Origin of the sequence: Borrelia hispanica CRI, assembly GCF_000500065.1 — a bacterium.
In the GTDB taxonomy this organism is placed as follows: Bacteria; Spirochaetota; Spirochaetia; order Borreliales; family Borreliaceae; genus Borrelia; species Borrelia hispanica.
In genome coordinates, this window is sequence record NZ_AYOU01000163.1 from 189892 (window position 1) to 203102 (window position 13211).

The window sequence follows — 13211 nt, forward strand, 5'->3', positions numbered from 1 at the left end:
TCTATTTTTATTCCATCAATATTTTAATTCTTGCCTTTAATCTGCCTTAAAAATCACGGGTTCTCCACATCTTTCTTCTTGAGGTGCAGTCTGGCATGAAATTAGAACAAGAGTAAGCATAGATAATATTAAAAATAAAAACTTTGATTTTTTAATCATAAGTACATCCTTTTGACATAAAATTGGCTACACATTGTGCAACTTTTCTCACGCCTTAGATTCTTGAAAAGAATAGGCTTAACATAAAATATTATTTTTTATGCTGTGTTAATAAAGTATAACGTATTTTTCGTTTTTATTAAAGTTAATAAATCTCTTTAAAAAAGATATAATTAACATTGTAATATTTGATTGAAAAGGAAAATTGGGTTTTGAAATTATATATTATTATCCTTTTATTTTTGTTATCTCAAGTAATATTATTTTCTCAAGTAGCATCTATTAAGGAAATGGAAGGACAAATTAATGTGATACGAAATGCTGTTTCTGTTAAATTAAACTTAGGAGATGAAATTTTTGAATATGATTTTATTGATGTAGGCAGTAATTCTAAACTTAAAATAAGCTTATATGGGATTAATGGTATTGAATCAGATTTGACTTTATATCCCAATACTTATAGTCTTATTTGTTATTCTTCTCTTAAAGATATGCAAGATGCAAAAATATATTTATTTAAGGGAAGTTTAGATGTGACAATTTATAAAATTGTTCATGGTTCTTCATTTTCTGTAGATATTAATAATTATTTTTTTAAAACAGATGCTCCAGCTAAATTTTATGTAAATTGTGAATATTTTAATAATTATTTTGTTAGTGTGTTTGATGGTATTCTTAATCATTATAATAAGGATACATATTGGATTTCGGCAAACACTAGTATTTTACTTTGGGATAATAATTCTTTTTTATATAAAACCAGTGATACTGTTCCACAAAATGTGATTCAAAACTTAAAAGAAATGTCTCGCAAGAACTTTATTTCTCTCAATAATAAGCATTCAGCTTATGTGTTTTCAAAGTATGTTGAGGATAGCTTTAGGTTTGATTTTGTATATGATTATTTAGTAAGAGATGCTAAATTTAACATTATATATTCTAAGTGGAGTTTAGAGGATAAAAATTATACTCTAGGAAATAGGGTTGATATGATAAATGATGTTAATTATTTAAGAGGAAGAATAGGTATTCTTTTTAATAATTTTATTTATTTAGCTAATGTTTTCTTTTTTATAGAGGATATTGTTAATCATACTTCTGATATGCTTGATAAAGTGATTATTTATGGATCTGTTTTAAAATTTTTTGAAAATTATAAACAAAATAGGTCATCTTTGGCAAAAAAATTTTTTAAAACAATTCATTCCTTTAAAATGTATTTAGTTCGTACAAATGGTGATCTTCCTAGTAATTTAAGTGTTAATGAATTTTATTTATTAACACCTAGAGAGTTTTGATCTTAAGAAATGCTTTTGTTAAACTAATGAATTAGCAGTGAAATTTGTTATAATTTAGAAACTATAAATATAGTTTTTATTTTATTGAAAGATAAATACTTTTTTAGGAAAGTATTTTATAATGAGTTTGAATAGTAAATGTTTGAGGTAGATATTTTAATTTTAAAAATTTGTTTTTTGAGAGTTTATAAAATTGAATTTTTCTTTAATTATTTTTGATTTTTTTGTTTTTTTGAAATTGATGTTTTAAGTAAATTTTGCTTAAAATTGGACGTAATAGCGGATTTTATGATATCTTTTTACAAAGAAACTTTTTATGAAAGTAATTGGTATATTGGTAGGTGTTAGGGTTTTTGATTTTGTGCCGTTTTGTTCTCATAGTGTCAAAATTAGTTGTATTTTATGAGAAAAAGGTGTTTTGTATTTGTGAGTAGATCTTTTTTTTTTAGAATTTTTTGGATTGTTATTTCGTTAATTTGTTTGTTTTTATTTGTTTATATTAATTTTTTTAAAGCTAGAGAGCTTAAATTTTCATCTAATAAAAAAATTGCTTTGTTTATTCCTGGCAGTATTACTGGCTCGCCTTCTTATAAGGCAATGTATGATTTTTTAATTGAATTTCAAAATAGTAGAAGTGATATTGATATTGAATTATTTGAATCTGGATTTAATCAGCATGAATGGATAGAATTACTTGAAAAATTATTAAATTCCAAAAATTATGATTTTTTAATAACAACAAATAATGTGATGCAAGGAATTATAGATCAAGTTTCCAGGAATTATCCTTATACTAAATTTTTGCTTTTTGATTCTTTAGTTAAAAATACTAATCCCCAAGTGTATTCTCTCTCTTATAATGTTGCCGAAGAAGCTTATTTATTGGGTTATTATGTTGGTTTGTTTTTAAAAGATTCAAATTTAGCAAATCAGAATGTTGCTTTGATTGCTGGACAAGAGTATCCTGTTATGAATAATTATATTTTTCCTTATTTTAAAAATGGTATTAAAGAGGTTTTAGATTCAGAGGTTTTTTTTAGGACTTTAGGAAATTGGCATGACAGTAATAGAGTTAAAGTTTTGACCGAATCTTTAATTTTGGACTCAAAGGTATCTGTCATTCTTCCGATTGTAGGGGCAGCTATTAAAGGTGTTCTATCAGCAGCTCGTAAACATGGTGTTTTTGTTGTTCTTTTTGATGGTGAGGATTATTTGGATAATAAAGAGAATATTATTGGATCGGGTATTACAAATCAAAGATTATTCTTAGAAGAGGTTTTAAATAAAGCTATTAAGGGTGAGATTCAGTATGGAACTTATAGAGTGCTTGGTTTTAAAGATAAGGGGGTTTCATTTAATTTGTTAAATAAATTTTATCTAGAGAGTATAGGTTTGGAGCTTAAGGAAAAGCTTGAGGAAAAAATGAGAGAGATGAATGATACTGAAATCAAAATAGATTTAGAATAATTTATGGTAGAGTTTAAAAATATAGTAAAATCTTTTCCAGATATTGAGAGACCTATTTTAAATAGTGTTAATTTAAGAATTGAGGAATCGAAAATTTTAACTGTTATTGGGAGAAATGGAGAAGGTAAGAGTACCTTATCAAAAATTATAGCTGGGCTTGTTCGTTTTGATAGTGGTGAGGTTTTTGTTAATAATATTAAACAAAAAAATTGGAATGTGGATATAGCAAAGAGTAATGGTATTTATGTTGTATCACAGATTCCAAAGCTTGATATGAATTTAAAAGTTTGGGAATATCTTAGTATTTATTGGTTTGATTCTAAGTTTTTTATGCCAATGAATAGATCTGCAACTTATAGATATTATAAATGGCTTAGACAATTTTATAATATTATTTTTGATTTAGAAACAAGGATACAAGATTTAAATATTAAAGAAATATATTTTTTGCTTATTATGTCTTCCCTTAAAAAAAATGCAAAGATTATTATTTTTGATGAGAGTGTTGCCTATTTTTCTCAAAAAGAGGCAAAAGAATTTATTAAATTACTTCAAGACCTTAAAAGGGTAGGTATTACTTCGCTTTTTATTACACATAGAGAAATTAGCGATGCCATAAAATTTAGTGATGAATTTATTATTTTACAAGAAGGAAAATGTTTTAGAACAATAAATAAAGAGATTATACTTAATAAACTTGAAATACCTTCCGGTAAATTTATTGCTGTAAATTCTAGACGTGGTGAACAAAATGAAGAATTTATAAAATTTAGTTTATTTTTTGAAGATTTTTGGAAATATGATATTAATTTTTCTTTAAAAAAGAGAGGTATTTTGGGTATTGTTGCAGAAGAAGCAGCAATAAAGACGTGGGAAAAGTTGTTCTTAGGAAAAATACCATTTGTAGGATGTATTAAAATGAATGGACATCGATATGAAAATATTGATTTTAATGAGCTTAAGGCAGGTTTTTTGCCTTTAGGAATTGGTAATTTGTTTTCTGATAATATTACTATATTGGATAGTTTTTTAGCTAAAATAATGAGTTTTGAAAATGAAATTTTTATTAAAAAATCTACCATTAATAAACTTAAAAAATTTTTTAAAAATGATATGGAATATTGTGATAGTAAGATATTAAAGATTTTTTATTCTAAATCTTTGTCATTCTCTGGTGGAACTTTAAAAAAGCTTGCTCTCTTTAGAGAAAAATATATTACAAAAAGCTTTTTAATTTGTTTTTCACCTCTTAGCAACCTAGATTATAGGGCATATATTGAAACGTCTAATTTTATTCGTAATTTTTCTAATGAGAAGCCCGTACTTTTGATTACTCCTAATTTAGATGAATTGTTGCTTTTATCTGATGATATTTTGGCAATAAAAACAGGGGAGGTTGTGTTGAGATTAAAAAGAGAATATGTCGATAAGGCAACCTTAAAGGAAATGTTATTTGTATGAAGACATTTAGAAAAGAATATATTTTATTTATGTTTTCTCTTAGTGCATTATGCATTAGTTATTTTTTTAATGGGTTTTTTAGTTTTTCTTACATAAAAGTAATTTTATGGAATTTTATTTTGTTATTATTAGTTGCAACAGGAATTTCAACTTGTGCTAAGAGTAATAGTTTAACTCTTGGTGATGAAGGTCAAGTGTATTTTGGAGCGTTTTTGTCTTATGTGTTTTGTAATTTTTGTGGGCTTACATACTTTAATTTTATATTAATAATGTTTTTAAGTTCATTATTAGTTGGACTTATAGGTATAGTTCCTTTTTTATTAACATTTTTTTGTGGAGTAAATGGTATGCTTACTGGTCTTTTGATGTCTTATGGAAATCAAAGGTTGGTAGATGGATTTATATCAAAGCTTTTAAGTTCAAATGAACTTTTCACTCAGACTAAAAGTATTAATAAAATATTTGCTCGTGATGTTGTTTTGCCGTATTTGCTTGTATTTAGTCTGTTAATTTGGGGATGTTATGTGTTTATTCATAAGAGAACTATTTTGGGATTAAAACTTGAAATATTGAATGATCGAAAAACATTAAGTAAATTTTTTAGTATTAATGAATTTAAATATAAGTTTTGTACAGTATTTACCAGTGCTTTTTTAAATGGTCTTGTAGGTGCGATATTTGTAATTTTTTTTAAGAATTATTTGTTTTTAAGTTTAACTTCTGGACTTGGTTGGAATGGTTTTGTTGTTGCTGTGGTTTCGGGGTTTAATTATATTTATGTATTATGTTTTAGTTTGTTTTTTGCAATGCTGAATGAATTTAATAATTATCTTAAAATAAATTATTCATTTAAATATGAATTTATTGGTTTATATCAGGCCATTTCTATTTTCATTTCATTGTTTCTTATTAATACGGGTAAAAAATAGGTGTTTAGTATTTTTTTGCATTCTATAATATTTGCATATTTAGCTCTTGGTATTCTTTATACTGAGAGAGTAGGACTTCTAAATATATCTATAGAGGGAATTTCTTTTTTGTCTGTTTTTTTGACTTCTCTTTTTATATATTGGGGATATGGAATATTTTTTTCAGTTATTATGACAATTTGTATTAGTTTGATTTTTGGTTGTTTTTTATCTTTTATTGCAATATATGGTTATAATATTTTTATAGCGGGTATAGGAATTAATATATTGTGTCATTTCTTGGTTAGAATTTTAATGAGAGCCAATTTCAATTTTATTCCGGGATTTAGTTTGAATATTTCCAATAATATTGCCATTATTTTTTTTGTTATATTTTTTTTCGCTTTTTTAAGTTTTAGCATTTATGTAATAAATTATTCAAAAGTTAGGGTAGTATTTGAATTTATTCGTTCAAATGATTATGAAAATATATTAGGTGAACAAACTAGTAGTTGTTTTAAGTCTTTTGCTATTTTTGTTTCTGTAATATCAGCAAGTGTTGCAGGTTCATTGCTTGCTATAAATTTTAATGTTTATTCTTATGATTTGGGCTTAAATAATGGTTGGCTTGCTATTTGTATATTGTATATTGCATTTGCAAATCCCTGGCTTGTGTTTCCAAGTTCATTTTTGATGGTGTTTATTGAATACAAATTTTTTAATCTTCAAGATTATGTTAATTCTTATTTTGCACTTTCTTTGCCTTTTTATGTGGCTATATTGATTAATGTATTTGCTGCTCTTTTTAGAAAAACTAAATTATTTTAAAGGTTATTATTTTCATTTTTAAGATTTTTTAAAGTTTTAATCTGTAATTCCAAATCTTTGATTTTAGTTTTATTAAATTCATAAAAAGGAATTTGTTTAATGACATCCAAATTATTTAAAAAGATTGTAAATATGGTATCATCATGTGTTTCTATTTGAAAAATAGTATTCATTATTATATTAAACATTAAATCTTCATCTTGCATTAAATGGTAAAATCCTTTTTTTAAAATAGTGTCAATTAATACGTATATATTACTGTTTAATAGTTCCTTATTATCTTGAATAAATTGCATTATATAATCCATTGAGTTTCCCAGTTCTCCAATAAGAAAATATGCCCATGATATGTCAAGATAATTTTTTGTATCTTGAAAATCAATTATATGTAAATAATTCTTTGTTTGGTTTATTGCTTTTAACCAGTTGTTCATTAGATATTCTAATTCTGAGAGTAGTAAATATGCATCAACTTGTTTTGGATCTTGATTGATGATTTGCATTAATAATGCTTTGGATTGGTTATATTTTTTAAAGTCTTTAAGTAATATCGATTTTGTATAAAGTTCTTCTATTTTATTTATACTGACATCTTTTGTAGAAATTGTTGCATGAATAGTAGTAGTAATGATATTGAACCAAATTAATATTATTGTGCATTTTTTCATAGATTATCCTCTTTTATTTTTGTTACAAGCTTTATTATCATATCTGTGTATTTATTAGTCAATTTGTATGAATTTAATTCTTCTATAAATTTATTAAGATATGACATTGCAAGAATTGAAGAATTTTGGATCGCATTTGATGAGTTGATCATATTACTGAATTGTAATATTTTTTCTTTTACTTTATCTATAGGTTGATTTTTAATTTTTGTTAGTTCATGAATAATTTTATTATCAAATTTTTTTTCTCTTAAAAAATATATTATAGGTAAACTTTTTTTCCCTTCAATTAAATCATCTCCAAAATCTTTTCCCTTAACTCCGTCCTTGATATTTTTAATGTCATCTATCATTTGGAAACATGTTCCAATATTTAGAAATGTATTGTAAAGATTTTTTGCTTTATTTTCATTGTTAGTAAGTATTCCTGCCAAAAATCCAGCCATTCCAAAAAGAGAGCTTGTCTTATGTTCAACTAAAGATATATATTCTTCAATACTTGGAATATATGTTCCATTATGTAATGTAATATCAATTCCTTGTCCTAAATGAAGATTTGATAGGGTTGTGAAAAAATTTTCATAAATAAGTAATTTTTGACTTGTCTTTAAATTTGAAGTTTGTATTAGTTTAGCGGGTAGAAAGTAAATGAGATTTGCTGTATTAATGCTGTTGTCTAATCCATAAATTAAATGAATAGAAGGCTTGCCACGTCTCTTAAGAGCACCATCTTCTATATCGTCGATAATAAGACTTCCAGAATGAGGTAATTCAAGTAACATACTAAGTTTATATAGATTGTCAGTATTTGAGTTATTATATCCTAGTGCATGTGCCAATAAAATCATTAGCATTGGTCTTATTCTTTTTCCACCTCTGTTTATTATTTCAATAGCTGGTGCTTGAATTGCATTTATTGTATTTTCTTGTATGTTAAGTGTTAGTTTTAGGTTTTTGTCTGTAAATAAGTTTAGAAAGTAATCTTTTGAAAATATATTATTGATATTTTGTTCGATTTTATCTAAAAATGATTTATTTTGCATAATTATAATTATAATAAAAAGTATGATGATTGAGTGTGTTTAAGAGAATTATATGTATAATGTTTTTGATGAATATTCCCAAAGAGCTAAAAATGAAGGGTATCTTGCTAGATCTGTTTATAAATTGATTGAAATTGACAAAAAATTTTCTTTGTTCTCTTCTGGTAATATATTAGATATTGGAGCATCTCCTGGTAGTTTTTCTCAATATGCTTATGCTAATCTGAAGAATGGAGTGCTTGTTGCGGTTGACCTTAATGATGTAAATCTTAATTTTAATAGTAATTTTTATTTTATTAAGGGCAATATATATCTTGATGAGATTTATCAAAAAATCAAAACTTTTGCACCTTATAGTGTGATTGTAAGCGATGCAGCTCCTAGTACTACTGGTAATAGATTAGTTGATACTAGTAATTCTTTTAATCTAAATATCAGGATATTTGAATTAGCTTGTGAAAGTTTGATGAGAGGTGGTAATTTGTTACTTAAGGTTTTTCAAGGAGGTGAGGAAGAACAGATTTTTTATAAACTTAAGAGTTGTTTTAGCGTTGTTAAAAAAGTTAGACCTAAAGCTGTTCGTAAAAATTCCTTTGAAATTTATTTTTTAGCTAAAGATTTTGATAAATTATAGAGTGATGTTTAGATTGTTTGTTGTTTAGGTTTGTTAAGGTATGTTTATGAAGGATAAAATTATGGAAAAAAAATCTCATTTACAAGTTGCATGTTTTAAAATCGGTAAAGAAAGTTATGGGGTTTCAATAGAGCATATTAGAGAGGTAATTAAAGTACCCTTAGAAGGTGTTTATGCAATACCTAATGTTCCTGATTATATTACGGGTATTTATAATCTTAGGGGAAATGTTATTCCTTTGATAAATTTAAATATTAGATTTAATATTTCTTCTGTTTATGCAACAGAAGAAGATAAACTTTTAGTAGGTTATTTAATAGTAAATATTCAAAATAAACTTTTAGGAATATTTGTAGATAAAGTGTTAAAGGTTATTAGTTTTGATGTTTCAAAAATACAAGAGCCCCCTGCAACTTTACAAACTTTAGATAAAAAGTATATATCTGGTGTTGTTAAGATTGAGGAAGAAGAAAATTTTGAGAGTGAATATTTAATTTTAATTGATATTGAACGAATATTTGATAAGAGTGAGTTTGAAAAGATTCCATATAAGGAGAATAATGAGTAGTAAAGTTTTAATTTACGTCAATTATTCAAATTTAGATGCTGAAGTTCTTGCTTGTGAGATACAAAGATATTTGGAGTTTAAGTATGGTGTTTTAAGTTTATTTGCAGGAATGAATAAATCTTTATGTGATATATCAGATAAAGATAATTTAATTTTTGCAATAACTTTGGGTGGAGACGGTACTGTTTTATTGGCCAGTAGTTTGCTTTTAAAAAATGATATTGATATTCCTATTATTTCAATTAATTTGGGTAAAGTAGGATTTTTGGCAGACATAAAGCCTAGAGACTTTAAAGATGTGATAGATAAGTTTTTTAATAATTCTTTAGTGATTCATAAAAAATATTTACTTTGTATTAGTGCTTATGAAGATGGAAATAATTTATTTACTAAATATGCTTTAAATGATGTAATTATTCGTTCTAGTATTCTAAATAAATTGATTTATGTAAATCTTAAAGTTAATTCAGAAGATTTTCTTTCGTATAAGAGCGATGGAATAATATTTGCAACTCCAACAGGATCAACCGGGTATTCTTTTTCAGCGGGAGGAGCTATTTTAGAATCGGATCTTAAGGCTTTTATTTTGACACCCATTTCACCGCATTCTGTTTATAATCGTTCTTTTATTTTTTCAAGTAAAAGTAAACTTTCACTTTCGTTTCAAAAAGGGTATGCATTAAATTCTGCATCAATTTTTGTTGATGGTGTTAATATTGGTACATTTGGGGTTGATATTGTTTTTGAGCTAAAACTTGATAATAAAAGTTTACGTTTTGCATCTTTTTGTACGGATACTTTTGTTAGAAGACTGAAAAATAAATTATTATAAATATTACTTTTATCATAATTTATTTTTAGGTGTCATATGTTGATTGAACTTTTTATAAAAAATTTTATTTTAATTAGAAAGTTTTATATTAGGCTAAATGTGGGATTATTTGTATTTAAGGTTGAATTTGATAATATCAAGGGTATATTGTTGTCTTTATTTTATTATTTATTTGGTTACAAAATTTAGCATAATATAATTGCTAATGAAGAATGTAGAGGTGTTTTAGTTGCTAAATTTAAAGCAAATGATGAGCTTAGACGTTATTTATTTTAAGGGAATTTTGGTAAAAGATTTGATTATTTTTAAGCGAATAATAATATTTGATTTTTTTAATGTCATTTTGAGTAATCATTATGTCAATGACGAGTCAATTTTTATTTCCGTATTAAGTTTGATTTTTAATATGTTATTTGAAATTTTATTTTTAAACAAAAATTGTATGGTGATAATATAGATAAATATAAAAAAATAATTGGAGAGATAGAGTTTTTTAATCTTAAGTTTAAGGAATGTTTTGAACTTGGATGATAATGCTTGTTGTTTAAGAGGGATAATAAAGGTGATTTGTGATGCTGAGCATTTCTTAAAAATAAATATTTGTTATTTTGAACTTGAAAATTGTTTTAAAAATTTTTACCATGAACTTGGGGATATTGGTCAAGATTATAATAGGGTTTGTCTTGGAAAAACTTGTGATAAAAATGAGCTTGAATTAGTAGAGAGACGTTTATATTTTTTTTTCTTTTCTTAATAAAAAATATGGATCAAATTTTAAGAATGTTATAGTGTTATTAGATAAGTGTAATAAAATTATTAATTTGTGGCTTAATCTTGCAATATATAAATTAGCTAGTGAGCAGAAATTAAATGTTTTGTTGAAAAGTCTGCAAAAATTGTTATCTAGTATTTTAAACATTATAAAAACAGTTGCTTTTAAATTTGCATCTGAAGTAATTGAAATTTTCCATAAATTTAATATGAGGGATGTAAAATTTTTTGTATCAGTATTTGAAGGTAAAATGAATTTGTCAGTTGTAGATGATTTAAAGTTTTTGATTTTTAGTGATATTGGTTTAAAAGTGCAATCAATAATGTATAGAGTTGTATCTGTAGGGAAGATTTTAAGGACAATATTGACTATGCAGAGTGTTCAAAATATTGATGATGATAAGCTTATAATAGTTAATGGGATTGATTATGGAGGGGGTAAGTCTAGTGTAACTTTGGGTAAATATTTGAAAAATTTATCTAAAAATATGCATATATTTGTTTTCACTCATCTTACTAGTATTGCAAACTTTTTATATTTTAGTAAAAAAAGTGTATTAAAGGAGGATATGTACTTAAAGAGGGCTTCTTTGTTGTTTGCCTATGAGAGTGTTTTAGAAATTGTTAAAAGCTTTATGGTAATATTAATAATATTAGTTTTGGGTATGTAGTAGTCTTTTAAAAGTAATAATTTATTGCAAGTGTAGGTATTTATGGATTTAGTGCATAATGAAAATTATCAAAAAATTTTGTTTATTGATAGTCTTATTTTGCAAACTTTAGATGAAATAAAGAATATAAAAAAATCTGGTAAAGTTGGGATGGATTCAAATAAAACCGTTAACTTTATTAATTTGAATTTAAATGTTTTAAGTTATATTTTATCTTTAAATTATTTTTATACAAGGCCTCGATTGAAGGTTAATTATGATTTTCGAACAAATCTTTTTAGTTTTATTTCTGATTTTTCATTGTTTGTAAATCCTTCTTTACTTATATCTCTTAGTGATCTTGTGTCAAGTGAATCCGTTATTAAATTAAATCCTGAAGAGAGGTTTTTAATTATTAAAAAATTGGGATATCTTATTGATTTGGGAATGTATTTTAGTAAAGGAGATTCCAAGTCAATTTTTTTCTTAGAAGATATATATTTGAAGTTTATTATCTTGGCTAAAAATTTTATTGATTTTAAAAATTTAGCAAAAAATTTGGTTATCGATAGTCCTTTTTATAAGTCTCAATTATCACATCTAATTAAATCTTTGGAACTTTTAGAAGAAGGGGCATTTTTATTAAGATCAAGATATGAAACAAATGGGGCTTATGGATTGACGGAGCAGATTTTAAATTATATTCAGGCTGGAAAAATTTTAGCTACAGTTACTTCTCAAAAGGAGATGGCTGAAAAATTTTCTAAATTTTATGAAGTATGGTCTGTTAAATTTAAGTCTGATTTAAGCAAAAATAAATAGATTTTGAGGATGAGGAGAGGACGTAATAAATATGCATTTTTATAGAGAAAGTTCAACGAGATTTATCAAAATTAGATTTGTCTTATTGTCGATTTTTTTGTTGATATTTATCATATTAGTTAATTCTTTATTGCGGACAACAATTGACGTTTCGGATCCTTATAAATTTAATCATTTTGCAAAATATGATGGTTTGGTTGAATTATTTTCAAATAATAATGTTTTTATGCAAGATCAAATCTTAAATCTAGATTTAAATAAACATTATTATCATGTCATAAATGATCGTTTAGTTAGTTTTTCTGAACATTATTATGTACTTGGTGAATCCCAAAATAATTATTCTATATATTCTAAAAATACAAATAAATTTTTGTTTTCTTTATCATATAAAGATCTTGTATTTACAAAAGGTGATGCTATTTTTGCTTTAAATAATTTATATAAGACTTTAGAAGTTTATGGAGAAGATGGGAATCAAATTTTCTCTTTGAAATTTGTGACCTCAATATTAAGTGTTGACTATAATAATGGTGTTTTGGTTTTAGGAGCATCTGATGGGAATATTTATGTATATAAGCATGGGAATTTTATTTATAATGGTGATTTATTAGATCTTGGTTTGCCAATTATATGTGTTAAATTAAGCTTAGATAATAAATATTTATGTATTTTAAGACAGAATGAACTTTATTCTTTAGAGGTTATAAACTTAGATAATGGATATAATCAGGTATTATATTTGAAAGATTTAAAAATCAAAGATTTTAATCCTTTTTTTAAGATAGATAAATTTTATAATTTGTTTATTAAGGCTTTCGATTCATTTTTAATACTTAATATTAAGAGTGGTAAGACTTTTAGGATTAATGATGAAAATTCTGTTTTGCAAGCTTGTTATGATTCTTTATCAAATACATATAGAATATATTTTTATGATTTAAATAGTAGTATAATCAATATAAGGACTTATTCTGTAAATTCTTATAGGTTGTTTGATAATATCTTTTTCAAAGATAAGGTAAGGTCGTATGTTGAATTTGATAAAGGAATTTTATATTTTAATGATAAGAGTGATTTAAAATATTTAGGACTTTAGAAC

At 24.9% G+C, this 13211-nt stretch carries 14 protein-coding genes; 12 read left to right on the forward strand and 2 right to left on the reverse strand.

What is annotated here, in order from left to right; translation table 11 throughout:
• Positions 1-401: 401 nt before the first annotated feature.
• The 5 genes from U880_RS0107825 to U880_RS0107845 all read left to right on the forward strand — a co-directional run bounded on the left by U880_RS0107825 (position 402) and on the right by U880_RS0107845 (position 6121).
• The gene (locus tag U880_RS0107825) at positions 402-1457 is read left to right on the forward strand and encodes a hypothetical protein (protein ID WP_024655481.1); all 1056 of its coding nucleotides are present in this window, start codon (positions 402-404) and stop codon (positions 1455-1457) included.
• A 426-nt stretch (positions 1458-1883) separates the two neighbouring features.
• Positions 1884-2924 (forward strand): BMP family ABC transporter substrate-binding protein, encoded by a 1041-nt coding sequence (locus U880_RS0107830; RefSeq protein ID WP_024655482.1) that lies wholly within the window; start codon positions 1884-1886, stop codon positions 2922-2924.
• 3 nt (positions 2925-2927) lie between these two features.
• The gene (locus U880_RS0107835; protein WP_024655483.1) at positions 2928-4385 is read left to right on the forward strand and encodes an ATP-binding cassette domain-containing protein; all 1458 of its coding nucleotides are present in this window, start codon (positions 2928-2930) and stop codon (positions 4383-4385) included.
• Positions 4382-5314 carry an ABC transporter permease gene (locus U880_RS0107840; RefSeq protein WP_024655484.1) on the forward strand — a complete coding sequence of 311 codons (933 nt, stop codon included), beginning with the start codon at positions 4382-4384 and terminating at the stop codon, positions 5312-5314. The genes U880_RS0107835 and U880_RS0107840 overlap by 4 nt, the downstream gene beginning before the upstream one ends.
• Positions 5315-6121 carry a membrane protein gene (locus tag U880_RS0107845; RefSeq protein ID WP_024655485.1) on the forward strand — a complete coding sequence of 269 codons (807 nt, stop codon included), beginning with the start codon at positions 5315-5317 and terminating at the stop codon, positions 6119-6121.
• Here U880_RS0107845 and U880_RS0107850 read toward each other — a convergent pair.
• The gene (locus tag U880_RS0107850; RefSeq protein WP_024655486.1) at positions 6118-6789 is read right to left on the reverse strand and encodes a hypothetical protein; all 672 of its coding nucleotides are present in this window, start codon (positions 6787-6789) and stop codon (positions 6118-6120) included. The genes U880_RS0107845 and U880_RS0107850 overlap by 4 nt on opposite strands.
• Positions 6786-7832: a polyprenyl synthetase family protein gene (locus tag U880_RS0107855; RefSeq protein ID WP_024655487.1), complete on the reverse strand. Its 1047-nt coding sequence runs from the start codon at positions 7830-7832 to the stop codon at positions 6786-6788. The genes U880_RS0107850 and U880_RS0107855 overlap by 4 nt, the downstream gene beginning before the upstream one ends.
• Before the next feature lie 52 nt (positions 7833-7884).
• Here U880_RS0107855 and U880_RS0107860 point away from each other — a divergent pair, with 52 nt between their 5' ends.
• The 7 genes from U880_RS0107860 to U880_RS0107885 all read left to right on the forward strand — a co-directional run bounded on the left by U880_RS0107860 (position 7885) and on the right by U880_RS0107885 (position 13208).
• Positions 7885-8466: an SAM-dependent methyltransferase gene (locus U880_RS0107860; protein WP_024655488.1), complete on the forward strand. Its 582-nt coding sequence runs from the start codon at positions 7885-7887 to the stop codon at positions 8464-8466.
• A 40-nt stretch (positions 8467-8506) separates the two neighbouring features.
• On the forward strand, positions 8507-9034 hold the full coding sequence (locus tag U880_RS0107865) for a chemotaxis protein CheW (protein ID WP_024655489.1): 528 nt from the start codon (positions 8507-8509) through the stop codon (positions 9032-9034).
• Positions 9027-9866 carry an NAD(+)/NADH kinase gene (locus U880_RS0107870; protein WP_024655490.1) on the forward strand — a complete coding sequence of 280 codons (840 nt, stop codon included), beginning with the start codon at positions 9027-9029 and terminating at the stop codon, positions 9864-9866. The genes U880_RS0107865 and U880_RS0107870 overlap by 8 nt, the downstream gene beginning before the upstream one ends.
• A 517-nt stretch (positions 9867-10383) precedes the next feature.
• Complete coding sequence (locus tag U880_RS11905) at positions 10384-10620, forward strand: hypothetical protein (RefSeq protein ID WP_235048045.1); 237 nt, start codon at positions 10384-10386, stop codon at positions 10618-10620.
• Between the two features lie 34 nt (positions 10621-10654).
• The gene (locus U880_RS11910) at positions 10655-11308 is read left to right on the forward strand and encodes a P-loop NTPase family protein (RefSeq protein WP_235048046.1); all 654 of its coding nucleotides are present in this window, start codon (positions 10655-10657) and stop codon (positions 11306-11308) included.
• A gap of 42 nt (positions 11309-11350) precedes the next feature.
• Positions 11351-12109, forward strand: a complete 759-nt coding sequence (locus U880_RS0107880) for a hypothetical protein (protein ID WP_024655491.1) — start codon at positions 11351-11353, stop codon at positions 12107-12109.
• Positions 12110-12140: 31 nt separating this feature from the next.
• Positions 12141-13208 carry a hypothetical protein gene (locus tag U880_RS0107885; RefSeq protein WP_024655492.1) on the forward strand — a complete coding sequence of 356 codons (1068 nt, stop codon included), beginning with the start codon at positions 12141-12143 and terminating at the stop codon, positions 13206-13208.
• Positions 13209-13211: the final 3 nt, after the last annotated feature.

Excerpts from the sequence above, each read along its gene's own strand:
- U880_RS0107835 (WP_024655483.1), top strand. The coding sequence starts at position 2,928 with ATGGTAGAGTTTAAAAATATAGTAAAATCTTTTCCAGATATTGAGAGA.
- U880_RS0107880 (WP_024655491.1), top strand. The coding sequence starts at position 11,351 with ATGGATTTAGTGCATAATGAAAATTATCAAAAAATTTTGTTTATTGAT.
- U880_RS0107885 (WP_024655492.1), top strand. The coding sequence starts at position 12,141 with ATGCATTTTTATAGAGAAAGTTCAACGAGATTTATCAAAATTAGATTT.
- U880_RS0107840 (WP_024655484.1), top strand. The coding sequence starts at position 4,382 with ATGAAGACATTTAGAAAAGAATATATTTTATTTATGTTTTCTCTTAGT.
- U880_RS0107870 (WP_024655490.1), top strand. The coding sequence starts at position 9,027 with ATGAGTAGTAAAGTTTTAATTTACGTCAATTATTCAAATTTAGATGCT.
- U880_RS0107850 (WP_024655486.1), bottom strand. The coding sequence starts at position 6,789 with ATGAAAAAATGCACAATAATATTAATTTGGTTCAATATCATTACTACT.
- U880_RS0107865 (WP_024655489.1), top strand. The coding sequence starts at position 8,507 with ATGTTTATGAAGGATAAAATTATGGAAAAAAAATCTCATTTACAAGTT.
- U880_RS0107855 (WP_024655487.1), bottom strand. The coding sequence starts at position 7,832 with ATGCAAAATAAATCATTTTTAGATAAAATCGAACAAAATATCAATAAT.
- U880_RS0107860 (WP_024655488.1), top strand. The coding sequence starts at position 7,885 with ATGTATAATGTTTTTGATGAATATTCCCAAAGAGCTAAAAATGAAGGG.